General features: G+C 61.7%; 20 protein-coding genes and 4 pseudogenes. 12 read left to right on the top strand and 12 right to left on the bottom strand.

The window, feature by feature from the left end; all coding sequences use genetic code 11:
• Positions 1 to 9: 9 nt before the first annotated feature.
• The 6 genes and pseudogenes from NRB16_RS19930 to cobG all read right to left on the bottom strand — a co-directional run bounded on the left by NRB16_RS19930 (position 10) and on the right by cobG (position 5,583).
• Positions 10 to 897 (bottom strand): hypothetical protein, encoded by an 888-nt coding sequence (locus NRB16_RS19930; RefSeq protein WP_257106768.1) that lies wholly within the window; start codon positions 895 to 897, stop codon positions 10 to 12.
• A gap of 298 nt (positions 898 to 1,195) precedes the next feature.
• Positions 1,196 to 2,005: pseudogene (gene cobJ, locus NRB16_RS29810) on the bottom strand (precorrin-3B C(17)-methyltransferase); the annotation flags it as partial.
• Between the two features lie 95 nt (positions 2,006 to 2,100).
• Positions 2,101 to 2,899: pseudogene (locus tag NRB16_RS29805) on the bottom strand (precorrin-3B C(17)-methyltransferase); the annotation flags it as partial.
• On the bottom strand, positions 2,899 to 3,630 hold the full coding sequence (locus tag NRB16_RS19920) for a precorrin-2 C(20)-methyltransferase (protein ID WP_045486942.1): 732 nt from the start codon (positions 3,628 to 3,630) through the stop codon (positions 2,899 to 2,901). The pseudogene NRB16_RS29805 and the gene NRB16_RS19920, both read right to left, overlap by 1 nt.
• Positions 3,630 to 4,256 carry a precorrin-8X methylmutase gene (locus tag NRB16_RS19915; RefSeq protein WP_045486939.1) on the bottom strand — a complete coding sequence of 209 codons (627 nt, stop codon included), beginning with the start codon at positions 4,254 to 4,256 and terminating at the stop codon, positions 3,630 to 3,632. Before NRB16_RS19915 ends, NRB16_RS19920 begins: the two co-directional genes overlap by 1 nt.
• Positions 4,249 to 5,583, bottom strand: coding sequence for a precorrin-3B synthase (gene cobG / locus NRB16_RS19910; RefSeq protein ID WP_257106766.1), 1,335 nt, complete (start codon positions 5,581 to 5,583; stop codon positions 4,249 to 4,251). The genes NRB16_RS19915 and cobG overlap by 8 nt, the downstream gene beginning before the upstream one ends.
• A 224-nt stretch (positions 5,584 to 5,807) precedes the next feature.
• Between cobG and cbiE the strand changes: the two genes are divergently transcribed.
• The 9 genes and pseudogenes from cbiE to NRB16_RS19870 all read left to right on the top strand — a co-directional run bounded on the left by cbiE (position 5,808) and on the right by NRB16_RS19870 (position 13,950).
• Positions 5,808 to 7,010, top strand: a complete 1,203-nt coding sequence (gene cbiE / locus NRB16_RS19905) for a precorrin-6y C5,15-methyltransferase (decarboxylating) subunit CbiE (protein ID WP_257106765.1) — start codon at positions 5,808 to 5,810, stop codon at positions 7,008 to 7,010.
• Complete coding sequence (locus NRB16_RS19900; RefSeq protein ID WP_257106764.1) at positions 7,010 to 8,098, top strand: cobalt-precorrin-5B (C(1))-methyltransferase; 1,089 nt, start codon at positions 7,010 to 7,012, stop codon at positions 8,096 to 8,098. Before cbiE ends, NRB16_RS19900 begins: the two co-directional genes overlap by 1 nt.
• Positions 8,099 to 8,106: 8 nt before the next feature.
• Positions 8,107 to 8,823, top strand: a complete 717-nt coding sequence (locus tag NRB16_RS19895) for a cobalt-precorrin-6A reductase (RefSeq protein WP_257106763.1) — start codon at positions 8,107 to 8,109, stop codon at positions 8,821 to 8,823.
• Between the two features lie 808 nt (positions 8,824 to 9,631).
• Positions 9,632 to 9,811 (top strand): annotated as a pseudogene (locus tag NRB16_RS29800) (IS630 family transposase); the annotation flags it as partial.
• A 387-nt stretch (positions 9,812 to 10,198) separates the two neighbouring features.
• Complete coding sequence (locus tag NRB16_RS19890; RefSeq protein ID WP_257106762.1) at positions 10,199 to 10,576, top strand: DUF2946 domain-containing protein; 378 nt, start codon at positions 10,199 to 10,201, stop codon at positions 10,574 to 10,576.
• Between the two features lie 39 nt (positions 10,577 to 10,615).
• Positions 10,616 to 11,077, top strand: a complete 462-nt coding sequence (locus NRB16_RS19885) for a copper chaperone PCu(A)C (protein ID WP_045486921.1) — start codon at positions 10,616 to 10,618, stop codon at positions 11,075 to 11,077.
• Positions 11,078 to 11,090: 13 nt separating this feature from the next.
• Positions 11,091 to 11,537: a DUF2946 domain-containing protein gene (locus NRB16_RS19880; protein ID WP_084709945.1), complete on the top strand. Its 447-nt coding sequence runs from the start codon at positions 11,091 to 11,093 to the stop codon at positions 11,535 to 11,537.
• Positions 11,538 to 11,691: 154 nt separating this feature from the next.
• Entirely contained in the window at positions 11,692 to 13,071 is a 1,380-nt protein-coding gene (locus NRB16_RS19875) for a PepSY domain-containing protein (protein WP_257106761.1), read from the top strand.
• A gap of 339 nt (positions 13,072 to 13,410) precedes the next feature.
• Complete coding sequence (locus NRB16_RS19870) at positions 13,411 to 13,950, top strand: GNAT family N-acetyltransferase (RefSeq protein WP_045486915.1); 540 nt, start codon at positions 13,411 to 13,413, stop codon at positions 13,948 to 13,950.
• A gap of 14 nt (positions 13,951 to 13,964) precedes the next feature.
• Here the strand turns inward: NRB16_RS19870 and cbpA are convergent, their stop codons facing one another.
• Both cbpA and NRB16_RS19860 read right to left on the bottom strand, forming a co-directional pair.
• Positions 13,965 to 14,915, bottom strand: a complete 951-nt coding sequence (gene cbpA, locus NRB16_RS19865; RefSeq protein WP_045486912.1) for a curved DNA-binding protein — start codon at positions 14,913 to 14,915, stop codon at positions 13,965 to 13,967.
• A gap of 144 nt (positions 14,916 to 15,059) precedes the next feature.
• Positions 15,060 to 16,724, bottom strand: a complete 1,665-nt coding sequence (locus tag NRB16_RS19860) for a DUF4153 domain-containing protein (RefSeq protein WP_257106760.1) — start codon at positions 16,722 to 16,724, stop codon at positions 15,060 to 15,062.
• Positions 16,725 to 16,866: 142 nt separating this feature from the next.
• On the opposite strand from NRB16_RS19860, the gene NRB16_RS19855 reads away from it, so the two are divergent.
• Positions 16,867 to 18,132 (top strand): Hsp70 family protein, encoded by a 1,266-nt coding sequence (locus tag NRB16_RS19855; RefSeq protein ID WP_045486907.1) that lies wholly within the window; start codon positions 16,867 to 16,869, stop codon positions 18,130 to 18,132.
• Between the two features lie 90 nt (positions 18,133 to 18,222).
• Here NRB16_RS19855 and NRB16_RS19850 read toward each other — a convergent pair whose 3' ends face one another.
• Both NRB16_RS19850 and NRB16_RS19845 read right to left on the bottom strand, forming a co-directional pair.
• The gene (locus NRB16_RS19850; protein WP_045486905.1) at positions 18,223 to 19,233 is read right to left on the bottom strand and encodes an AI-2E family transporter; all 1,011 of its coding nucleotides are present in this window, start codon (positions 19,231 to 19,233) and stop codon (positions 18,223 to 18,225) included.
• Positions 19,234 to 19,410: 177 nt separating this feature from the next.
• Entirely contained in the window at positions 19,411 to 20,301 is an 891-nt protein-coding gene (locus NRB16_RS19845) for a triacylglycerol lipase (protein WP_257106759.1), read from the bottom strand.
• 170 nt (positions 20,302 to 20,471) lie between these two features.
• On the opposite strand from NRB16_RS19845, the gene osmE reads away from it, so the two are divergent.
• Entirely contained in the window at positions 20,472 to 20,810 is a 339-nt protein-coding gene (gene osmE, locus NRB16_RS19840; RefSeq protein ID WP_045486901.1) for an osmotically-inducible lipoprotein OsmE, read from the top strand.
• 81 nt (positions 20,811 to 20,891) lie between these two features.
• On the opposite strand, the gene NRB16_RS29795 is transcribed toward osmE, so the two are convergent.
• Positions 20,892 to 21,605, bottom strand: coding sequence for a methyl-accepting chemotaxis protein (locus NRB16_RS29795; protein WP_373568488.1), 714 nt, complete (start codon positions 21,603 to 21,605; stop codon positions 20,892 to 20,894).
• Positions 21,606 to 21,746: 141 nt separating this feature from the next.
• Positions 21,747 to 22,658, bottom strand: a pseudogene (locus NRB16_RS29790) (methyl-accepting chemotaxis protein); the annotation flags it as partial.
• Between the two features lie 699 nt (positions 22,659 to 23,357).
• Between NRB16_RS29790 and NRB16_RS19830 the strand changes: the two are divergent.
• Positions 23,358 to 23,900, top strand: coding sequence for a bacterioferritin (locus tag NRB16_RS19830; RefSeq protein ID WP_045486897.1), 543 nt, complete (start codon positions 23,358 to 23,360; stop codon positions 23,898 to 23,900).
• Positions 23,901 to 24,256: the final 356 nt, after the last annotated feature.

The following is a 24,256-nucleotide window of genomic DNA, read 5'->3' as shown; positions in this document are numbered from 1 at the left end:
ATCTGGCTGTCAGATCTCGAATGCCGCGATGTTGGCACGGGCGCCCTTGCCCAGTTTGTCCTCTACATCGTCTTTGACACGCTCATAGTGTCGGCGATTGAAGACCAGGCCACGATTCGCACCATAGATCTGCGCTTCACCGTCGCTCCAGTGAAAGCCCAGGACCGACGTCATGTTGCGCTTGATTCTGAAGTTGACGGTGGCCAGCGTAATATAGACCTCACCGTCTTGCGCCTCATGGCAAGTGCCGACCCGAAAGTTGGCACCTTGTTGTGACTTGCTCTTTTGCTCGAATAGTTTGAGTGGCCCTGGCTGACTGGAAAACCCCTGAATCAACTGGGTGGCAACCTCCAGCAACTTTGCACCAGCAGCCCCAGGCAAGGCTGCCGTAGCAATCGCCGAGGCGAGCATTTCCAGAATCAGTTTGTCCATGCTTAAGCCGGCACCGCCAGACTGATAATCGCGGTAGTTCATATCGTGAACGGGCCAGCCCAGATTGAGCAGAACGTCATTAAAAGTCCCGAACCAATCCTTGTTTTCGGTTTCGATATCATGAGCGTTATTGGCAACCAGGGTCGCTAACAACAAACAATCCAGTACCTCCTTGCGAACCTCTGCGCTGGTGCCTGGCGTGAAGACCATCAGACCGCCTTCAACTACTGCGCCGCTGCCAGCGCCTTCGACAAGGTGCTGTGCACCCTCATTACCGCCATCGACGGCCATCGTCAGCGCGGCCGACATCGCCCCGTGCGGAGTGATCGACGGTGCTTCGCACTGCCCCAGGTCACAGTTGGCAATAAACTCTTGAACACTCTGCAGCGACAGCTCATTAAAGTTTTCCATAACGTCTAACCCTTTTAGTTCCTTGTAGTCAAATGTCCTACTGGACAACAACAAGGTAGCACCAGCCGTTATAAATACTCCATCCTCTCAATTTGCCAGCATCCGAAAACAAAATACTAAAAAGCGATTTAACAAACAGACAACACGACAAAGGCGTCTTTTTTATCCACAGAACATTAATCAACAAAAACAATAAATTACAAAAAACCCGGCAAAGAAAGAGAAAAATCTTACAAAACCAATATTTAGAAAAAGTACAAAACCCTACAACTCCCCTGCCTGCAAGCCACCTATTGAAAGATGAACTTTCCTACGAGCCGCGCCTACCAGACGACGGCTCGTCACCATGAGTTCAGGGTTTGCTGCCATACCAACGCGGCGTATACACCCACTGCCCGCCATCGGCCCGCGGGAAGGTGCAGGTGGTCGACGAGCCAACCAGCACCATGGTGCGCATATCAACCATCTCGGGGGTCAGCTCGCCCAGGCTCACGATCCGCAGGCTCTGCCCAGGCCGGCCAATGTCGCGGCCCAGGGTGACCGGGGTCTGCGCACTGCGATGCTGACGCACGATCTCCAGCGCGCGGCCCAGTTGCCAAGGTCGCGAGCGGGAGATCGGGTTGTAGAAGGCCAGCACCAGATCAGCCTGGGACGCCAGCTCCAGGCGCTGCTCGATGATCGACCAGGGCTTGAGGTTGTCCGACAGCGACATCACGCAGAAGTCATGCCCCAGCGGCGCGCCGGCCTGCGCCGCGGTGGCCAGGCTGGCCGATACGCCGGGCAGGATTTCCAGCTCCACGCCCCGCCAGTCAGCGCGGGCCGGATCGTCGACGACTTCGTGCAAGGCTTCGAGCACTGCAGCGGCCATGGCGAACACCCCAGGGTCACCGGACGATACCACTACCACCGACCGCCCCTGGGCAGCCAGTTCGAAGGCGTGGCGGGCACGCTGCATTTCTTCGCGGTTATCGGTGTTGTGCAGCACTTGATCATCGCGAAAAGGCCCGGCCATGCGTACGTAGGTTTCATAACCCAGCACATCGTTGGCACGGGCCAGTTCGGCCTGCACCGCCGGGACCATCAGCTCGCGGGCACCGGGGCCCAGACCGATAACCGCCAGCCGGCCACGACCGCGCCCGATGCGCTCGACATTCAGTGGCTCGGCGCCGATGCCGATCAACAGCCCGGCCTGCGCTGCGCTGTGCAGGCTCACCCCGCTCAATTTCAGGCGCTCGGCATTCGAGGCGCCTGTCATGTAGCGCACCGCGACATTCAGCTCGGCGGCCGCCTGATGCAGCAGTGGGTTGGCCATTTGTGACTCATCAGCGAGCAGGCATGCTAGAGCCGGCGCAGCAATTGCGGCGGCGCTCAGCGCCTGATTCACTTCGCTTGCCAGCTGTTCGGACACCCGCTCGACCGCCACCAGCACGTTGCGCGGATAAATCAGCAACTCGTCGGCTGCGGCTTCACGTTGCAAGTGGCTGACATGGATGCTCCGGGCCGCCTGCGCATCATGGGGCAACGGCACCTTATCGAGCCACGGCGCCTGCCCCTCGACACGCACGCTTTGCCCGGCCAGCAAGTCAGAGACAAAGCGCTTGCCCTGCTCCAGATCCGCCAGGGCATAGCCGGCCGGTGGATTGAGCAGGCAGGTGCCAAAGCGCAGTTCGCCACTGGTGGTGATGGCCGGTGCCACCGCCAGCGCAGCAGCGATTTCCCGGGCCAGGCCATTGACCCCGGCCAGGCCACCGAGCAGCGGCACCACGGCGCTGCCGTCCTCGGCCACCGCCAATACCGGCGGCTCGGCGCCCTTCTCCAGCAGCAGCGGCGCCAGGGTGCGGATCACGATGCCCGCCGCGCACAGGGCAATGATTGGCGAGCCTTGTCGGTACAGCTCGCGCAGGGTGGCACCAAACTCGGCATACCGCCGGTCCGCCCCCTGCACCCGGCCGTCGAGGCCATGGATCAACGCGCCGGGGAACACCTGCTGGATGCGCCGCGCCGTGGCCAGGCTGCCATTGCCGAGGATGACAATCGCTGGAGGTGTCTGGGTCATCAGCCTTGCCACCTTTCGCCCGGTACGATGATCAGCGAGAAGTACGGCGACGACATCGGGTCGACGTCATCCAGTGCCACGATCTTCTGGTTGGCCATGGTCGCGCGCTCGACATACAGCGCCCGCCCGGCCAGCCCCAGTTCTACCAGCACCTGACGCACCTTGGGAAAATTGCGCCCCAGTTTCATGATCACCGCCGCATCGGCATCGCCCAGCTTGCGCTTGAGCTCTTCATGGGGCAGCACGCCGGACAGTACCGACAGGCTCTGGTTGCGATACACCAGCGGCACGCCCAGCACCGAGGCGCCACCGAGCATCGAGCAAACGCCGGGAATCACTTCAGCCACATAACGCTCGGCCAGCCGATCGTGCAGGTACATGTAAGAGCCGTAGAAGAACGGGTCCCCCTCACAGATCACCGCCACGTCACGACCGGCGTCCAGATGCGCCGCCACCTCGACACTGGCCTGGTCGTAGAAATCGCTGATCACCTGCTCATAAGACAAGGGGGCCGGCAGCGCTTCGGTGGTTACCGGGTAGACCAGCGGCAATAAGGTTTGCGCTTCTTGCAGGTGCGCCTCGATGATGCCGAAGGCGTTGCCTTTCTTGCCCTTGGCCACGAAATACGCCACCACCGGCGACTCGCGCAGCAGGCGCAGCGCTTTGACGGTAATCAGCTCAGGATCGCCGGGGCCTACGCCCAGCCCGATCAGACGGCCACGCTGCTGCATCATTCGACCTCCGTGGCCAGGGCATTGACCGCCGCCACCGCCATGGCGCTGCCACCGCGCCGGCCTTTGACAATCACATACGGCACGCCGCGGCTGTCGGCCGCCAACATGTCCTTGGACTCGGCAGCACCCACGAAGCCCACCGGAAAACCAATGATCAGCGCCGGCTTCGGAGCCCCGGCGTCGAGCATTTCCAGCAGGTAGAACAATGCGGTCGGCGCGTTGCCGATCACCACTACACTGCCCTCCAGGTGTTCGCGCCAGTGCTCCAGAGCCACGGCCGAACGGGTATTGCCCAGCGCTTTGGCCAGCTCCGGTACACCTTCGTCGTGCAATGTGCAGATGATCGGGTTATTGGCTGGCAGCCGCGCACGGGTGATGCCCTCGGACACCATCCGCGCATCGCACAGAATCGGCGCACCGGCGGCCAGTGCCTTGCGGCCCGCCGCACCTGCACCTGGCGAGAAGCGCAGGTCTTCGACCACATCGACCATGCCGCAGGCATGAATCACTCGCACAGCGAGCTTTTCCAGGTCGGCGGGAATGGTCTCCAGCCGCGCTTCAGCGCGGATGATCGCGAAGGAGTTGCGATAAATCTCCTGACCATCGCGGATGTAATCAATCATGCAGGGTGCTCCGTGTGTCGGCGGCCAACAGTGCGCCGACGGCTTCAATAGTGAGATTGCGCGCCCGCAGCACACCGAACCCCGGGTGCTGCGCATTGCGCTGATAAAGATCGTAGTGCCCCGGCGCCACCGCCAACAGCGTCAGCGGCGCCACATGGGCGGCGGCGCAGGAGCGCTGGCAGCCGGTCAGGTGCAAGGCGGTATCGGCAGGCAACTGCGCAGCCAGGGCCAGCGCGTCGCCCTTGGTATCGGCCAGGCCTTTGGCGCAGCCCTGCGAGCCGGTGCACGCCATCAGCCGCGCCAACGGCTGCTCGGCGCTAACGGTCAAGCCGAGCGCCTGCAAGGCCTCGAGCACCGGCACGGCATTGCTGGCAGGCACATTGGGCAGCAACAGACTCTGCCAGGGGGTCAGGTGCAGGCTGCCATCGCCCAGCTGTGCAGCCAGCTGCGCCACGGCGCCGAGCAAGCATGAATCAAGCCGTCCAAGCGCGGGGGCGGCGCCGACCGCGACCACGCCATCCTGCAACTGTGGATAAATCCCCAGATGCCGGTACGCCTCGCGAGTCGGACGCTGCCAGCCGCTTACCTGGCGCCATTGCACCGGCAAGCGCGCCTGTAGCTGGCCCAGTAACTCAGCCGCTGGAACATCCTGCAGAAGGTGACGCATGCGCGCCTGCTCCGGCCGGGCCAGGTCAAGAAACAGCTCCAGTACCGCGATCACCAGAGCATGACCGTGCTCCAGCGCCACAGCCGCCAGCGGCGCATCGTGCGCCGGGCAACCCGCCAGCCCAAAACCGAGCCAGACCTGGCCGTCGAGGCGCAGCGCCGACAGCCACAGGTCATGGGGATGCTCCAGCATGGCCAGCCCTTCGCCGCCGTCCAGCGAAACGGCGAACTTGGGCGACAGGGCGTGCAGGTGTGGCATATTTTCCAGCGAGGCGAGAATCTGCGCTGCCAGTGGCCGGGTGTCGCAGAGCATCTGCGGGTCGAGCCCGGCACTGGGGCTGAGCATCAGGTTGCGCACATCGTCACTGGCCGGGTTGGCCGGTCCGAGACCGGCGCCCAGCAGTTCGCCGATCAGCGCCTGATGCTCAGCGCCAATGCCGCGAATCTGCAGGTTGGCGCGGTTGGTGACCTCGATCACGCCCTGTGCATAAGTCTGCGCAGCCCTGGCCACGGCCTGCGCCTGGGCGGCACTGAGCACCCCGCCGGCCAGCTTTATCCGGCAGATCCCGCCATCGCGCGCGGCGACGATACGCAACAACCCCGGACAAGCCGAGGGACGAGGCGTAACGAAGCAAGGGCGAGCGGACTGCGGCTCGTTCAAGGATTCACCGATGTGCGTGTATACAAGTGGCTGGCAGCGCTGCATTCGCCGGCAGAGCCGCCTCCCACAGACTTGTGGGAGGGAGCCCTGCTCGCGAACGAACGCAGTGCCAGGCGCTGCCAGAAGCCATGACGGGCAATGTGCCTGTCAGGCGCGCTATTATGCCTGCTTTGGCGACAGGCTTCATAAGGCGCTCTGTCGGAAGTTCGAATCGAGGTATTCAGATGTCACCCTGGCTGACCGTCGTGGGAATTGGTGAAGACGGCTACAAGGGCCTGGGCCGCAATGCCCGGCATGCGCTGCTCAATGCCACCGAGGTGTTCGGCAGTACCCGGCAACTGGCGTTGCTGCCGCCGTGCATCGGTGCTGCCCGGCAGCCCTGGCCCAGCCCCTTCTCGCTCAACGCGGTGCTGGAGCGCCGTGGCCAGCCGGTGTGCGTGTTGGCCAGCGGCGACCCGATGCTGTATGGCGTGGGGGTCAGCCTGTCGCGGGTTGTGGATAAAAGCGCAATGACCGTGCTGCCGGCGCCGTCTTCCTACTCACTGGCCGCCGCACGGATGGGCTGGGCGCTGCAGGATGTTGTCACCCTGTCGCTGGTCGCCCGGCCGCTGACGGCGCTCAATGCGCACCTGCATCATGGCCTGCGCCTGCTGGTGTTGAGCAACGACGGCAGCAGCCCTGCCGCGCTGGCTGCACTGCTGCGCGAACGCGGCTTCGGCCCCAGCCAGATCAGCGTGCTGGAGCATCTGGGCGGCCCGGCCGAGCGTCGAGTCGATGGCATCGCCAGCGAATGGCAAAACCCGGACATTGCCGCCCTTAATCTGGTCGCCATCGATTGCCGCATCGCCGCCGACACCTTGCGCCTCAGCCCGCTGGCCGGGCTGCCGGATCAGGCTTACCTGCATGACGGCCAACTCACCAAACGCGACGTACGCGCGGTGAGCCTCGCCCACCTGGCACCGGTACCCGGCCAGTTGCTTTGGGATGTTGGCGCCGGCTGCGGCTCGATCGGCATTGAGTGGATGCGCGCCCACCCGACCTGCCGCGCCATCGCCATCGAGGCCGATGAGGGGCGCCAGCAGTTGATCGAGACCAACCGCGACAATCTCGGTGTACCCGGTCTGCAACTGGTGCGCGGTACAGCCCCCGATGCACTGGCCGGCCTGGAGCGCCCGGACGCGATTTTCATTGGCGGCGGCGTCACTCGCCCCGGTGTGCTGGAAAGCTGCTGGGAGCACCTGCGCCCCGGCGGGCGGCTGGTGGCCAATGCCGTGACCTTGCAAAGCGAGATGGCGCTGCTGAACTGGCGCGAACGCCATGGCGGTGAACTGACCCGCCTGCACGTCGCCCAGGCCAAGCCACTGGGTGAGTTCGACACCTGGCGCCAGGCGCTGCCGATCACCCTGCTGGACCTGGTCAAACCCTGATGCGCGAAGAAACCGCTGAACAACCCGCGCCCCTGCGCAGCGGCCTGACCACTGGCAGCTGCGCCACGGCCACCAGCCTGGCGGCGGCGCGCCTGCTGCTGGGCGGGCAAGCCTGTGATGCGGTTGAGATCACCTTGCCAAAAGGCAAACAGGTGCAGCTGCGCCTGGAGTTCTGCCGCCTGCTGGAAGACGGTGCCCAGGCCGGTACGATCAAGGATGCCGGTGACGACCCGGACGTGACTCACGGCGCCTTGCTGTTCGCACACGTGAAGTTGCTCAGCGCGCCAGGCGTGCGCTTTATCGCAGGCCCAGGCGTGGGCACCGTGACCCGACCGGGGCTGGTGCTGGCGGTGGGTGAGCCGGCCATCAATCCGGTGCCGCGGCGGATGATGACCGAGCACTTGCAGCGGCTGGCTGACGAGCAGGGCTACCACGGCGGCTTCGAAGTCACTATTGCGGTCCAGGGCGGTGAACAGCTGGCCCTGAAAACCATGAACCCGCGCCTGGGCATTCTCGGCGGGCTGTCGATTCTCGGCACCAGCGGCATCGTCCGGCCGTTCTCCTGCGCGGCCTATATCGCCTCGATCCAGCAGGGCATCGATGTCGCCACCACCAACGGCTACCGGCATATTGCCGCCTGCACCGGCAACGCCAGCGAAGACACCATGCGCCGGGTCTACGGCATCCCGGACATCGCCCTGATCGAAATGGGCGATTTTGTCGGCGCCGTGCTCAAGCACCTGCGCAAAGTGCCTGTGGATAAATTGAGCCTGTGCGGCGGCTTCGGCAAGATCAGCAAACTGGCCGCCGGGCACATGGACCTGCACAGTCGCCATTCGAGCATCGACCTGCCACAACTGGCGCGCTGGGCGGCCGATGTGGGCGCCGACACCGATCTGCAACAGCGCATCATCGCAGCCAACACCAGCCAGCAGGCCCTGGCCATGTGCAGCGCCGCCGCGGTACCGCTGGGCGATACCGTATGCCGCCATGCACTGGCCTTCGCCCGTAGTGTGGTGCCGGCCAGCGTCGAGGTGGAAGTCTTCGCCATTGATCGGCAAGGCGGCATCGTCGGCCACGCACAATAAGGACCCCCATGAAACGCATCCTGCTGCTCGGCGGCGTCGCCGAGGCCCTGGCCATCGCCCGCACTCTGGGGCCGGCGCATATCTACAGCCTGGCCGGTGTCGGCCGGGTGCCCAATGACCTGACCTGCCAGCTACGGGTCGGCGGCTATGGCGGTGCCGAAGGGCTGGCCCAGTTCATTCGCGACCAGGGCATCAGCCTGCTGCTCGATGCCACCCACCCCTACGCCGCCCAGATGAGCCGCAACGCCGCAGCCGCCGCCCAGCTGACCGGCATCCCTTGCTGGGCCTTGCGCCGCCCGGCCTGGCAAGCCGGGCCGGACGACGACTGGCGTGAAGTCGCCGACTGGCACGAACTGATACGCGCCCTGACGCCCTTCAAGCGACCGCTGTTCACTCTGGGCCGCGAGCCGTTACAGCATCTGCACGAAATCCCCGAGCAGCAGTTCTGGACCCTGCGCGCACTGGACAGCGTGCCCGGCAATGAACGCTGCGAAATCATCGCCGCTCGCGGCCCGTTTCAGTTGGAAGAGGAACGCCAGCTATTCGAACGACGCGGCATCGATGTGCTGATCAGCAAGAACAGCGGCAGCCAGTCCACCGAGCCCAAACTGCAGGTGGCTCGCGAGCGCCGGATACCGGTGCTGGTACTCAAACGGCCTGAGTTGCCGGCGGTGGATCGGGAGTTGGGGAGTGTCGCCCAGGTAATTAAAGCACTCACAATCTGAGGAGCGCCTTTAAACACTACCTGCTGGCTGGGCAGCTGTCGGCGCTAAGCACGCCAATGTTTTTTGAGGCATCCTGAAGTGCCCACGCCTGACATACTGGATATTTGCATGATGCCAGCAGCGGCGCAGCCAAATACCCGGTTGATCCGATTGCCTACACTGGCGACTTAAACCACGCCTCAAGCCGGTGCACATTGAAGCCGCCCCATAGCAATACGGCAAAGATCAATCCACTGCGCAATGTTTTGCCCGCCTCGGAAATTGTGCACCAAGCACCGAATAGCTCGTCATCAAGATTGAGGCGATCAGCAATCCGGAAAAAACACTTTATAGAATTTCAAAAAGCGATTGGAAGCGGTGTCAGAAGTGCCTTCCATCATGTTGACTACCTTGGATAGGGTGGATTGAATTCCGTTAATTGCAGTCATTAGGGAGGCCAGCAAAACATTGATATCAGCAAGCTCATGCAGAATGCCGACGCCCGCTTTGAGTTCCAGTTGTGCCAGAACCGCATCATAACGAGCGCGAGCGAGCTCGTGGTGGGCCTGACATGGCTACTTTGCACCTGCAACACATCAATGCTGACACGCGCCCTTCTTCATAGCCTAACCGGTTGGACTCCACTGCCACTTTCGCCAAACGCTTGGCCGCTTTCAACGCCCGAACCTGTGCTATACCGGGCAACAGTCCTGACCAAGCATCCCGTCGCCCTAAAGTGGTGGTCCACAAGTGCCAATGGAATCTGGCCTATGCTCATCTGAAATCAACTCGTGAGCGCTGCGCTTTTATAGGGGCTTATCAGCGACCGGACGTGGTCTCGCGGTCGCGCACGGGCTTGTCGAAATAGGGATTGATTGGCCTGCACGATGAACATCGTTCCGGCCACCCGCGCACAATCGGTGATGAACAAGTGCAGAAGGTGGTTGATCAGGTTCTGAAGAGTAAACCCGATGACGCCAAGGTCGCTCCCACCGCAAGCATAAAGCGCCTGATTGAACAGTATTGGTATTACGTTGGATAACGCTCCCTGGATGAATGAGCCCATTATCGCATTCAGGCTACTGCGCCCCGTCCAGTAAAACCTGACGCTTTTACTTTCATCTCGCGTTCAGGCTAAATGACGCGTCTAGACGCACCTCTAGGCTACTTGCGAAATGGCTTTACCAAGCTCAGGCACGGCAGATGGCCGTCCCATAAAGCAGGCACGACCGCAGCGCTTGAGAGTTTCAAATGAGCAGCTGACCACTCGGCGATCCGTCGGGTTGGCGCACCAGCCGGCTTTTAACGCAGCGACGGCGCACCTAGCATCGAAGAAGCCCGGCCAGCGGGAGTAGTTAGAGGTGTTCTGAAGTCTTGTCCCGAACAGGTACCCGCCATGTCCCAGCCCCGGACAACATCAGCCTGGATCGCCTGCTTTGCAGTGCTGTTCAGCCTGCTGGCCATGCCGCTTGCGCCGAATGCGCAGCGCGGGGTCGATGCCGGGTTGCTGTGGGGCGGTTTCTGTGGGGCCAATGTGCAACTGGCGGCGCAGGCGCCCAGCGGCGAGGGTCAGGCGCAGCAAGACCCGCATGCCGGTATGCAGCATTGCCTGTGCTACAGCGCTTCGCTGCTGGTGATGCTGGCGGGCGGGCTGCCAACGGGGTTGTTCAGCGGGCTGCCAGCACTGCGCCTGCCGGTCTATCGGGTGGCAGCACCCATTTCGCCACGCCTGCAATGGCCGACGGCCAACCCGCGCGCCTCTCCCGAAGTTTGAAGATAACCATCCGTATCGACTGACTGACCGGAGATTTACATGCTCAAGAAAACCCTGCTGCTGGCCGCGTTGTTGTTGCCTGCCGTGTTTGCCCATGCCCATGAATACAAGGCCGGCAGCCTGTTGGTCGACCACCCGTGGTCAATGCAACTGCCACCCAACGCGCCCAGCGTTGCGGCCTATTTCACCATTGATAACCAAGGCGCCAGCGCCGACCGCCTGCTGTCAGTCGACACCCCGATTGCCGGCCAGGCGCAGTTGCATCAGCATGTGCAGGTCGATGGCCTGATGAAGATGCGCCAGGTGCCCAGCGTCGAGGTGCCCGCCGGCGGCCAGGTGAGCTTTTCGCCCATGGGCTATCACGTGATGCTGCTGGACATCAAAGACCGCTCGCAATTGGTCGAGGGCCAACGCTTTGCGCTGACCCTGCACTTCGAGAAAGCCGGAGCATTACCGGTGCAGGTCGTGGTACAAAAGCAGGCCCCTGAACACAGCCATTGAGTAAGCGTCTGCCGTGAGCGCCTTGCGCACCTGTCGCGCCAACCGGGCACTGCCTCGCCAGCCACGAGGTTCGTGGCTTGCCCTGTTTGCCATGTTGATGATCTTTATCGGCCCACTGATTTCTCAGTCGATGCCGATGGAGCATCACGCCGGTATGCCCATGCCTGCGGCGCAACACAGCGGCATGTTGTCGATGGACCACGCCAGCCACGGCGACCGGCATGCCGCCCATGCGGCCTCGCAGGACGCTGCCGCCATGGACCATGCGCTGTGGGCCAAGTGCGGTTATTGCACCCTGCTGTTCGGCTGCCCGGCCCTGCCGCAGATGCTCAGCCTGGTACTTGCCACACCGCCCAAACCCGCCGACTACTACGCTGCCCTGACCCGCGACGGCCACGCCCGCCGCACGGTATTTCTGCATGCCCTGAGCCGGGCGCCGCCGTTATTGATGCTGTCTTGATCTTTTAACCCGCAGCTTTAAGAGCTGCGCGATCCTGATTGCTATACGGAAAGCACCATGAACGGTTCTACCTCCACGCCCGCAGGCGCGCTTGTTCCTGCTCCGTGCGTTATCTCATCACCTGGCATCCGCGTTACGACCGTGAGCGACAGCCATGAAAACCAGTAATCCCAACTTCTACAATCTGGCTTGGCGCTGGCACTTCTATGCCGGGCTGTTCGTTGCGCCGTTCATGATCCTGCTGGCCATCACCGGGATCATTTACCTGTACAAGCCGCAACTGGACAACCTGATGTACCACGACATGCTGCATGTCGAAGCCGGCCAGCAACGCATCAGTGCCGACCTGCAGCAGCATCATGTGCTGATGGGCTGGCCCGGCGCTTCGATCAGCAAGTATTTCCCGCCAGTGGATGCCCAAAGCAGTGCGCAGTTCGTGCTGACCTACGAAGGCCGTGGGCAGAACGTGTTCATCAATCCGTACACCGGCAATATCCTCGGCGTACAGGATGCGCAGAACAACCTGCAATCAATTGCCCGCGCGCTACACGGCGAACTGATGATCGGCACCCTGGGTGACCGGCTGATCGAGTTGGCCGCAGGCTGGGGCATCGTTCTGGTGGTCTCGGGGCTATACCTGTGGTGGCCCAGAGGCAAAAACCCGGCCGGCGTGCTCTGGCCACGGCTGTCGCGCCGCGGCCGGGTGCTGTGGCGCGATCTGCATGCGGTAACCGGTTTCTGGGGTTCGCTGTTGTTGTTGTTCATGCTGCTCAGCGGCATGACCTGGACCGGCTTTTGGGGCAAGCAATACGCTGAGCTGTGGAACAGCTTCCCGGCCGCGATGTGGACCGATGTACCGCAATCCACCCGGCTGGCGGGCGAGCTGAACACCGCCAACGCGCAGACCGTACCCTGGGCGCTGGAAAACACGCCGTTGCCTGTCTCGACTGAAAAGCCCAGCGGCGAACATGCCGAGCACATGCACCATCACGGCCCGTCCAGCGGTCCGGCAGCGCCGCAGGTCAGCCTGCAGGACGTTGTAGACATCGCCACCGAGCACGGCGTCGAACCCGGCTACAGCATCACCGCCCCCCGTACCGCTGAAGGCGTGTTCACCATTGCCGTGTTTGCCGACGACCCGCGCAACGACGCCACGCTGCACATCGACCAGTACAGCGGCAATGTGCTGGCCAATGTCGGCTGGGAGCATTACAGCCTGGTCTCCAAAGCCACGGAAACCAGCGTGATGCTGCATGAAGGCAAGTTCTTCGGCTGGCCCAACCAACTGCTGATGTTGCTGGTGTGCCTGATGATCCTGCTCGGCTCGGTCAGCGGCCTGGTGATCTGGTGGAAGCGCAGGCCAGAAGGCGGGTTGGGCGTACCGCCGCTCAAGCATGAACTGCCGCGCTGGAAAACCGCCACCGGGGTCATGCTGGCCCTCGGTGTGATGTTCCCGCTGGTAGGCATATCGATGCTGGTGATGTGGGTGATAGACAGTCTGGTGGTGAGGCGTCAGGCGCTGCAACGCGCTTGAACACGCCACACGGTATAAGCATGGTCCCGTCAGGGAGCATGCTTGCACAGCCAGAATTAATCGCTATCGACCTGTGTACGAACCGCACTGACAAAAAAACAGCGCATTTGATCGAATAGTTGTTACGCGCTTTGCCAAATCCCCGGCAGAAGCTTAAATTGCTGGGGCGGGGCCCGAAACCGGCGAGCGGTTTTGTGATGAATTCCTCACTCGACACGCTTCGGGTCCCGCGTCCCTCCCGCAAACCTCACTCCTGCTTCGATCTCATGGCTTTTACGCGTCGCCCTCTTGCGTCCTGCCGCCACCGCGCTCCAGACTGACAGCTGACTGGAGACTCTGATGATGCCCCTGATTCGTGACGCAACCCCTGCCGACCTGCCCGGCATTCTTGCCATTTATAACGACGCGGTACTGAACACCACCGCCATCTGGAACGAACAGCCCGTGGACCTGGCCAACCGTCAGAGCTGGTTCGCTGCACGTCAGGCGCAGGCCTATCCGATTCTGGTTGCGGTTGACGAACATGAGCAGGTGCTGGGGTATTCATCGTTTGGCGACTGGCGTCCGTTCGAGGGCTTCCGGCATACCGTCGAACACTCGGTGTACATTCGCCACGATCAGCGCGGCCGAGGTCTGGGACCGCAACTGATGAACGCCCTGATCGAGCGTGCCCGCGCCTGTGACAAACACATCATGGTGGCCGCCATCGAAAGTGGTAATGTCGCCTCCATCACCCTGCACGAGCGCCTGGGTTTTAGCGTGACCGGGCAAATGCCTCAGGTAGGCACTAAAGGCGGACGCTGGCTGGACCTGACCTTCATGCAGCTGGACCTGTCGCCGGGGCTGCCGGCGCCAGCCTCGCAAGCCCCGCCACGTTAACGCCTGGCAGGCTGTTAGCGTCCCCAGCCGCTGCGCGGATCAAAGCCCGACTTGTCGGCCAGTTTCTGCCACAAAGCGCGGCTGGCTTCATCGTTCTGGCTGGGCATGACCACCTTCAACTGCGCAAACAGGTCGCCGCGCTGGCCCTGCTTGTCCTGCAGGCCATTCCCCTTGACCCGCAGGCGCTGGCCGTTCTGGCTGTCGGGGCGGATGGTCAGGTTGATCCGGCCGGTCAGGGTCGGCACCGCCACCTTGGTCCCCAACGCCAGCTCCCAGGGCGCCAGCGGCACCTGGATCACCAGATCGTGACCCTCGACCTCAAACAGCGGATGTGGTGCCAGGCGAATGGTCAGGTACAGGTCGCCATTTTCGCCACCGGCGATGCCCGGCGCACCCTGGCCCTTGAGTCGGATACGCTCGCCATCGGCCACCCCGGCGGGGATTTTCACATTCAGGGTCTTGGTGATATCGGCCATGCGCTGACCGTTGGGGCTGTGCTGCGGCACCCGGTAGCTGACTTTCTTGGATTCGCCCGACAGGCTCTCTTCCAGAAAGATCGCCAGTTCCATATCAACGTCCTGGCCCTTGCGCCCCTGCGTACGTGAACGACCGCCCCCCGGCTGGCCACGGTTACCGAAGATCGAACTGAAAAACTCGGAAAAGTCCGTGGTATCGCCGCCAAAACCGCCCGCGGCACCACCACTGCGGCTCTGCCAGCCAGGCGGCGCCTGGAAAGGCCTGCCCTGGCGCCCGTACTTGCGAATTTCATCGTACTCGGCACGCTTGTCCGGGCTGCCAAGCACTTCGTAGGCCTCACTGGCCTCCTTGAACTTGTCTTCGGCCCCGGCTTCCTTGCTGACGTCAGGGTGATACTTGCGCGCCAGCTTGCGATACGCGGCCTTGATGGCCTTGTCATCGGCACTCGGCTCGACCCCAAGTATCTTGTAATAGTCTTTGAAATCCATCGAACACTCACCCGTTACTCAAAATCCGGCCGCTGCGCAGAAACCTGCCTGTCAGAAAGTGACATCCGCAACCGCTCAAAGTCGCAGAGTGTATCGGCAAACGAGCGCTATGGATGACTCTGCGCGACTCATTTTCAACTTTGTTCAGGGCCAGAAGCGCTCTTTGGGAAAGAACCTGTGCCCATCGATTTCCAGCCCCTGATAGCGCGGCGGGACCAGCCGGAACTTGCCCTGGCGAACCCGCTCAGGCAGGTCATCAGGCCCATAATCACCTTCCAGATAACCGACACGCTCCCAATTGCCGTCTTCGAGCCGCTGAAAAAATGCCAGCCAAGAGGTATCGGCGCTGAACAGCACCACTTCGGCCTGCCCGTCAGCGTCCAGGTCTACCGGCCACAACACGCACGGGTGCTGGTTGCAGCTTTGCAGGCCCAGCCTGGGGTTGGCAAATTGTTCATGGCCCGGCACCGGCGTACCGATCCAGACCCGGTTGGCTGCTGCGACCGGCAGGCTGTCGCGCTTGCGGTAGTCGCGCTCGACCTCAAGACGGTTACGCAATAGCTCACGGTCCTGCTCAGAAAATTGCGCAAGCCGGTCAAGGTTGGTCAGCAGCCACTCGAACGTCTCGCGGCCTGGCTTGCCCAGCTTGCGATGCATATGTGCGGCATCGAATTCAGCCGGCTGAGTACGACCATCAAGCAAGCGCTGCAACTGATTGCTTGCACTCAATGCCTGCGGGTTCAGGCCGGGTCCATGAATCAGTAGAAGTACCACACAGACCAGCAACGCCTGCCATGGGTTGCTCCAGCGCAGGCTGCCCAGCCAGCCCTGTGGCGAGCGCAACACGGCATACATCGCCGCCAGGCTGTACAACGCGGCAAACGCCACCACCAACAGGGCAAAAAAGCGCGAAGGCGACAGGCCGTACTGGTCCAGACGCAGCCAGGTCGAATAACCGGCCAGCGCGGTAAGCACAGGCAGACATACCAGGCTGAGATTGATCAACTGCCGCAGCCAGCACGGATAGGCCGCAGGCTGCTGCCCATCCTGGAACACCCCATTGACCAGAAACAGCGTGATTGCCACCAGCCCCAGCAGGATCCTTGAGGCATAACCGGTGCTCCAGATCGATGCCAGGCCGGTGAACGGCAAGCTCAGGCAGAACAGCACGACAATCAGTGCCGCCAGCGGGGCCAGGAAACGACACAGGCTTAACAGGATGCCGCGCAACAGGCCGATGACCTTGTCATTCTCGCAGCCCATGCGCATCCCGACGGAAAACACCACGGGCATGACCAACAGCAGAACGTATCGATGGTTGATCCCGTCCTTGAGCGCCACAATGCCAATCATCTCGAACAGGCTGGCGCACAGCATCAGTAGCCCCCAGAACAGCCAGCTCAGCACCACAGCCAACAGCACGATGAACGCGTTGTTCCAGGCATGCCGAAACAACGCCGGGTACGGCACTCGCCAGCCCTGACGGGCCGGGGCGCTGGCGATGAAGGCCGTAGCGACATAACCGATGACCAGCGCACAAACGCCCCAACTGAAGGCCAGCGAGCTTTGTGCAGAGGCGTGCATGACCCACTCGGTGATCAACGCCATGGTCGCCGCCAGTAACACCGTCCATGCCAGTGGCACATGCTGGTGCCAGCGCTCACCGAGCAGTTGCAGGTTGATCCCCAGGACAGCGGCTGCCACGCCCAGCGCAGGCTGCTTGAGCTCCAGCGCCAGGAGCATGCTCAGCCCTTGCACCAGCCCTATCAGCAGATAAAGCGGCAGGGTTCCCTTGATGAACCGAGACATCACACATCCTTATGCCTGATCGAGAAAAGCCCAGCAGTTTAAACCTGCGCCACCGGCGTGCAACCAATCGGCACATGGCACTACGCATTCCTGGTGCACTGACATACACTGCGCGGCCGTTTTTTTCTGGAAGGCACTCTCCATGACAGATCAATCCCCGGCCCGTGCCTGCGGCATCGACTTCGGCACGTCCAATTCCACCGTCGGCTGGCTGCGCCCCGGCATGGAAACGTTGATTGCCCTGGAAGACGACAAGATCACCCTGCCGTCAGTGGTGTTCTTCAATATCGAAGAGCGCCGCCCGGTGTTTGGCCGCCTGGCCCTGCATGAGTATCTGGAAGGCTACGAAGGCCGCCTGATGCGTTCGCTCAAGAGCCTGCTGGGCTCCAAGCTGATCAAGCACGACACCAGCGTGCTGGGCACCGCCATGCCGTTCACCGACCTGCTGGGGTTGTTTATCGGCGAGCTGAAAAAGCGCGCCGAACGCAGTGCCGGCCGGGAGTTCGAGCACGTGGTGCTGGGCCGCCCGGTGCATTTTGTCGATGACGATGCCGCTGCCGACCAGGAGGCCGAAGACACCCTGGCCGCCGTCGCCCGCAAGATCGGCTTTAAAGACGTGTCGTTCCAGTTCGAGCCGATTGCCGCAGCGTTCGACTACGAGTCGGGCATTGACCAGGAAGAGCTGGTGCTGATTGTCGACATCGGCGGCGGTACCTCGGACTTCTCGCTGGTGCGCCTGGCGCCTGAGCGCCGCAGCCGTGACGACCGCCAGGACGACATCCTGGCCACCGGCGGCGTACACATCGGCGGTACCGATTTCGACAAGCAACTGAGCCTGCAAGGTGTGATGCCGCTGTTCGGCTACGGCAGCCGGATGAAAAGCGGTGCGTTCATGCCGACCAGCCACCACATTAACCTGGCGACCTGGCACACCATCAACTCGGTGTACTCACAGAAATCGAAACTGGCGCTGGGCAGCATGCGCTACGACATCGAAGACGCCAACGGCATCGACCGTCTGTTCAAGCTGATCGAGCAGCGCGCCGGGCACTGGCTGGCCATGGAAGTGGAAGCCAGCAAGATCGAACTGAGCCAGGCTGAAAGCCGCCATGTGGCCATGCAACGCATTGAGGCCGGCTTGAGTGTCGACCTGACCCGGCCGCTGTTCGAGTCGGCCATCGAGTCGCAACTGGAGCAAGTGCGCAACAGCGTCACTGAGTTGCTGAACAAGGCCGGGGTCGGCGTCGCGCAGGTCAACACCGTGTTCTTCACCGGCGGTTCCAGCGGCATCCCGGCACTGCGCAACAGCGTGTCACTGATGCTGCCCAACGCCCGACATATTGAAGGCGATATCTTCGGCGGCATCGGCAGCGGCCTGGCGATCGAAGCCAAAAAGCGTTACGGCTGAGGAGCCGTTGCAAGCCCCAAGCTGTAAGCCTCAAGCGAAAAGCCAGCCTCGACCAGCTTCTAGCTTAAAGCTTGCGGCTTGTCGCTGCGTTCAGACCAGACCCGCCTGCTTCAATTCGCTCTTGAGGTAGGCGTAGTACACCGGCCCCGCCACCACGCCAGGCAAACCGAAAGCGGCTTCGAACAGCAGCATGGCCAGCAACAGCTCCCAGGACTTGGCACTGATCTGGCCGCCGACGATGCGTGCGTTGAGAAAGTACTCGACCTTGTGGATAACGATCAGGTAGCCCAGCGCCGCCAGCGCCACCCACAGCGACACCGACAGGCCGACGATGAAGATCAGCGTGTTGGACAGCAGGTTACCCACCACCGGCAACAGGCCCAGCACGAAGGTCATGAAGATCAGGGTCTTGGTCAGCGGCAGGTGAATGCCCCACAGCGGCAGCACCACGGCCAGAAACACCGAGGTCAGTGCGGTGTTGAGCAACGAAATCTTGATCTGCGCAAAGACAATGTTGCGAAACGCCTGGCTGAGCAGGTGCAGACGATCAAACAGCGCGGCAGCCAGCGGTTTGCGGCTGCTGACATCGCTGATGCGCTGCAAGGCAATGATCGCGCCCAGCACCATGCCAATGAGCATGGTTACGAACATGTGCGCGGCGCCCTTGCCGATCAGTTGCAGCTCGCCAATGTGCTTTTGCAGCCAGACCACCAGCGAGACCCGGAACTCGGCCGCACTGGCCGGCAAGTAGGACTCGATGAACGGCGGCAACTGACCGCGAGCGCGGTCGATCAGGGTCATGAACTTGTCCAGCGAGGCGCCAGGGTTTTCCGCCTCGTGCAGGATGAAGCTGAACGCGCCGGCGAACAGCAAAGCCAGCAGGCTCACCACCAGGGTGCCAAGCAACGCCACCGCCAGCCAGCGCGCCCGCTCGCCGGCAATCAGGCGCTGCAAGCGCGGGGTCAGCATGTTGACCAGCTCAAACACCAGCAGGCCGCAGAGCAGGCTTGGCAGCAAACGAAACGGCAGCACGAACAGCAGGCCGCCAAACATGATGAGCCAACTGGCGATGAAGATCTGACGCGAAGAAAACGTTGGCATAGCGCCTCATACGGCAGCACGGACAAGCGGGCAGTCTGCCAGCCTTCCAGAGCGAGAACCAGTGAGCGCGCTGCAACGTGCCTGACAACACTGGCAACAATCAGCGGCGCGCCCCCGATTTGACGGGGGCGCGACCGAATGACGCAGGCTGAAAATTATTTCTTGCGGGCGCGAAAGCTAGAGACCGGCGGCTTTCAGCCGCGCGGCATGCTCCAGAAACAGCTGCACCGGCCGGGCCCCGCGCCCTACCAGGCCGATCATCTGATTGACGCTGTCGAAGTGATCCAGCGCAAAGTCATCACCGATCACCCGCCCCAGATGCGAGCTGAAGCGCCCGACCATGCCGTCACACTGGCCGCGCTCTTTGGTGAAGGTCCGGGCAAACAGGCGACAGACGATATTGGAGCCATCGAGCAGGTTCAGCCCACGATTGGTGATCCCTGGCTTGATGATACCCGACCAGGAGTAGTAGCGCACGCCATCGACCACCTCTGCGCCCTGCCCGCCCCAGGACTCTGGCAAGCCTTGGGGATAGGCGCGGTTGAACAGGGCCACGCCGGTGGTGGTCAACGACTGGTGCGAGGCACTGATATCGGTGGGCAAGCGCGGCCCGCGATAGCCGGTTTCGAAGACCCGGATCAACCCGTCGAGCAAACCGATGATCGCATTGACGATACGCCCGCCTGGCGTGCCCACCGGAAACCGCCGCTCAAGAAAGTCGGCCAGTTCCGAACCATGATTGGGGCCGGCCACGGAGGTGACCGAGGCCACCAGGTCCGGGCGCTTGGCCGCCACATAGCGGACCGTCAGCGCGCCCTGGCTATGGCCGAGCAGATTGACCTTGGTCGCGCCGGTTTCGCGCATGATCTGCTCGATGACCAACAACAGTTGTTCCCCGCGGATTTCCGTGGAGTTGACCCCCGAAACCATGACCGGAAAGACCTTGGCACCACCACGCTCCAGAGGTTTGACGATCCCGAACCAGTAGGGGTAGATCAGCACCCTGACAAATCCCAGCAGGCCGGGGACCAACAACAGGGGATAACGCGTGGCGTAGTCTTGTGTCATGAGACGCTCCTGTCCTGAACCTTGATGGGTTCAGCCTAGCGGCGTTTGCCGACAAGGCAGCAAAAGACGACCAACAAACGATACTGGCCAAATGCATCGAACTCTCTGCCGCCGCTGCGGTTCAAAATCGTACCGGGCCGGCATCGGCTCTGTCATACGGAGAGACTGCGATGTACAAGCAAATCCTGGCAGCAAGCTGTGTTCTGGCAACTCTGGCCGGCTGCGGCAGCACCACCGTGCAAAACCCGGTGGACTACGTGACCTATCGCGACCAGCCGCTGGTCAAGCAGGTCGAGAACGGCATGACCCGCCAGCAGGTGCTGACCATTGGTGGCGAACCTTCGACCACCGTGCAGCGCAAGGTCAACCCTGGCACCTGTAATAACTATGTGCTGACCAAAGACGGTCACCAACAGGTGTATCACGTGAGTTTCAACAGTGATGGCAGGGTGGTACACAAGGGTTTCATGACCTGTGAGCAGCGCGAGCAGAACGAAAAGGCAATGTAGCGTTAAACGACATAGACAAAAGCCCGGTAACTAAAAAACCGGGCTTTTTGCTCTCTGGCGTCGTGACCGACCTAACGCCCGTCAGACCTGAAAACGCTGCACATGGCCTTGCAGGGTATGGCCCAGCCTGGCCAGCTCCATGCTCGCCTGGCTGGTCTGCTCGCTCGCGGTGTAAGCCTGCTCGGTAATGCTGCGCACATTCACAACGCTGCGACTGATCTCTTGGGCGACCGCACCCTGCTGTTCGGCAGCGGCAGCAATCTGCCGGGTCATGCCCTGGATGGCGATGATGTTCGAGGTAATGCTCGACAACGCCTGACCGGCATCGCGGGCCAACCCGACGCTGTCTGTGGTCAATTTCAGGCTGGCATCCATTCGCTGTACGGCGCGCTGGGTGCCCTGCTGCAACGCCGCAATCAGTGCTTCTATCTCTTGGGTCGACTGCTGTGTCCGCTGGGCGAGTGCGCGAACCTCATCGGCCACCACGGCAAAACCACGTCCGGCTTCGCCTGCCCGCGCCGCTTCAATGGCAGCGTTCAACGCCAGCAGGTTGGTCTGCTCGGCAACCGACTTGATGACGTCCAGCATGGCGCCGATACGGCCACTTTCCAGCGCCAGACTGCTTACCGCCTGGCTGGTCAACTGAACCTCCCCGGTCAGGTTCTCGATCTGCTCTATGGCCTTGGTGACGATAGTGGCGCCGCCGTTGGCATCCTGTGCAGCCTGGTCCACTGCGCTTGCCGTTTCGACTGCGCTGCGGGCCACGTCCTGGACCGAGGTGCTCATCTGATGCATCGCTGTCGCAACCTGCTCGGTCTCAAGCTTCTGCTCACTGGCGCCGCTGCTGGTCTGCCGGGTAATCGCCGAGAGTTGTTGCGTTGAGCTGGCGATCATGGACGCGCCATCGCCAATATGGCTGATCAGTTGCCTCAAATGAGTCACCATGTCGGCCAGCCCCTGCTCAAGCTGACCGATTTCATCCTCACGGCGCGAGGCAGGCTGCACGGTCAGATCACCGCTGGCAATACGCCGAACGCTTTGCAGAGCGGCGCGCAGGGGCGGCGCAATCTGCCGGGTGATCAGCACGGCCCCAAAGACCCCCAGGCCAAGCGCCAGCGCCAGGCTAAGCGCCATTGTCCAGGCAGCGGTTTGAGTGTCCTGGGTACGCAGCTGCATCTGACTGGCATACAGACCCTGACTGAGCTGCAGCATGGCATCACCCTGCTTCTTGATTTCATCGACTTGGGTTCTGATCTGCACCAAGGCCGCCTGATGAACGTCCAGCGTGGCGCGATAACCCAGAACCAGATCGTGCAGGCTTGAGGCAACGGATTGACCGCTGTCATCCAGCGACTGGCGCAACACCTCCAGACTGGACAAGGTCTTGTCGACGGCCGCGACCGATGCAGAAAAGCTGTTCGGGTTATTGCTGTAGGTGTAGGCCCGCGTTTCAAACCGGGCATACAGAAACTGCATTTGCAGGTCTTTGACGGCTCGGTAGAGCGTGTACTGTTGCTCGGCATTCAATTGATTCTTGCCGATATAACCGTCCAGGCTGTCCAGCAGTGCCAAGGTCTTGTCACCGGTACTGCGCCGCATCGCGCGTGAGTCGTCGATCTGTTGATAACTGGCTTTAAGGTTATTAAGACCGGCGCTGTACTGCGTCAGGTAATGTGCCATTTCAGCAAGAATCGCCTGATTCGACGCCTGCCTGTACAGCCCGGCAAGGGCATTGAGTGTCTGCCCGGTCGCGCTGATTCTTTTCTCCAGGGTGCCGGCCTTTTCGGCATTGCCCTCACTCTGAAGATAATCCGATCTGGCCAGGCGCATCGTCGCCAGGTCATCCATAAGCGTGTTCACAGCGCTCATACGATCCATACGCCCGGACAACGCGCTGATGGAGCTCCAGCCGGCGCAAAAAATCAGAACACTCATCAACAGCAGCAGCCCGAAACCTGTCATCAGTTTCCTGGCGACAGTCAGATTGGCCAGCCAGCGATACATACCCGGTACTCCTATTCAATCCGACAGACAGCCTGGGACGCGCAGTGCAGGGGGTGCTGGCGTAACAGAACGGGCTGGCAGAATGACAGGCCGGTTTCAATCGCTCCAATGCAAAAATCAGAGTAATTATTGCTTTATGCGCATAAATAAGGACGCATCAGCGGCGTCGAACAGGACCGGGGGGGACGGCGCGAAGCGAGGCTGCACGTCAGTTGGCTGGCAGCCCAGCAGCAATCGTGCAGCCTTGAATCATTCAAACCTCAGAAAACCAGCTTGAACAGCGCAATCACCACGATCAAACCAATCAGAAAAATGATGCCGACGGTGCCGCCAAGGAACTTGAGCATGGTGTCTCTCCATAGAAAGGTCTCATCGTTGTGACCCCCACCTGCTGCAGTCGTTTCGTGTTTTTTACACCCGGATGAATGATTGAATTCCGATAAAACTTTTCCTGTCGCTTGTTACTCACAACCTGTAACGACTTCGCCGCACCGGCTGCAACAGAGCGAAGCGTCACAACCGTACTAGCCCAGGAGATACCTGATGAACAGCCTGAACCCAGCCCATACCCTGTCTGACGTCAGCAGCCTGCGCCAGCGTGCCCGCCAGAACGTCGAGAACGGCGCGGTCACCGAAGGCTACAGCGCCGACCGCGATACCATCCTGCGCCTGCTCAATGAGTCGCTAGCCACCGAACTGGTGTGCGTGCTGCGCTACAAACGTCACTACTTCATGGCTTCGGGGCTTAAAGCCAGCGTTGCGGCGGCAGAGTTCCTCGAACACGCCCAACAGGAAGCCGAACACGCCGATAAACTCGCCGAGCGCATCGTGCAACTGGGCGGCGAGCCGGAGTTCAACCCGGACCTGCTGTCGAAGAATTCCCACGCCCAGTACGTGGCCGGCACAACGCTCAAGGAAATGGTCTACGAAGACCTGGTGGCCGAGCGCATTGCAGTGGACAGCTATCGGGAGATCATCCAGTACATCGGCGAAGCTGACCCGACCACCCGGCGCATCTTCGAAGACATTCTGGCCCAGGAAGAAGAACACGCCGACGACATGGCGGACATTCTCGCTGATTTGTGAGGGTGGATGGCTGGGGCGCTATCCATGACGCCTCGGCCACTCGCTATTGATTCTGCTCCACTGCCCGGCACAGGCCAGCCACCGGGCCAGGCCTGCCAAAGGTCAATCAGGCACTTTATGCTTCGGTGGGAGCAGTAATGGGCGTAACGCCAAGACTGTTCGTTTAGGCGTTATATACCTCTGTGGGAGCTCCCCTGGTAGCTAAGAGGCCAGTAAAAACACTGCATCTGCTGTGACTTTACCGGCCTCTTCGCGAGCAGAGTTCGCTCTCATCAAACAAATTACAAATCGCTGATTTACAATGCCCTCCCGTAGGAGCAGCTTTAGCTGCGAAGCCTTTCGCAGCTAAAGCTGCT

This window comes from Pseudomonas sp. LJDD11 (assembly GCF_024584215.1).
Classification (GTDB): domain Bacteria; phylum Pseudomonadota; class Gammaproteobacteria; order Pseudomonadales; family Pseudomonadaceae; genus Aquipseudomonas.
Note: the sequence above shows the minus strand (reverse complement) of the source record. Positions and strands in the feature narration are given on the sequence as shown.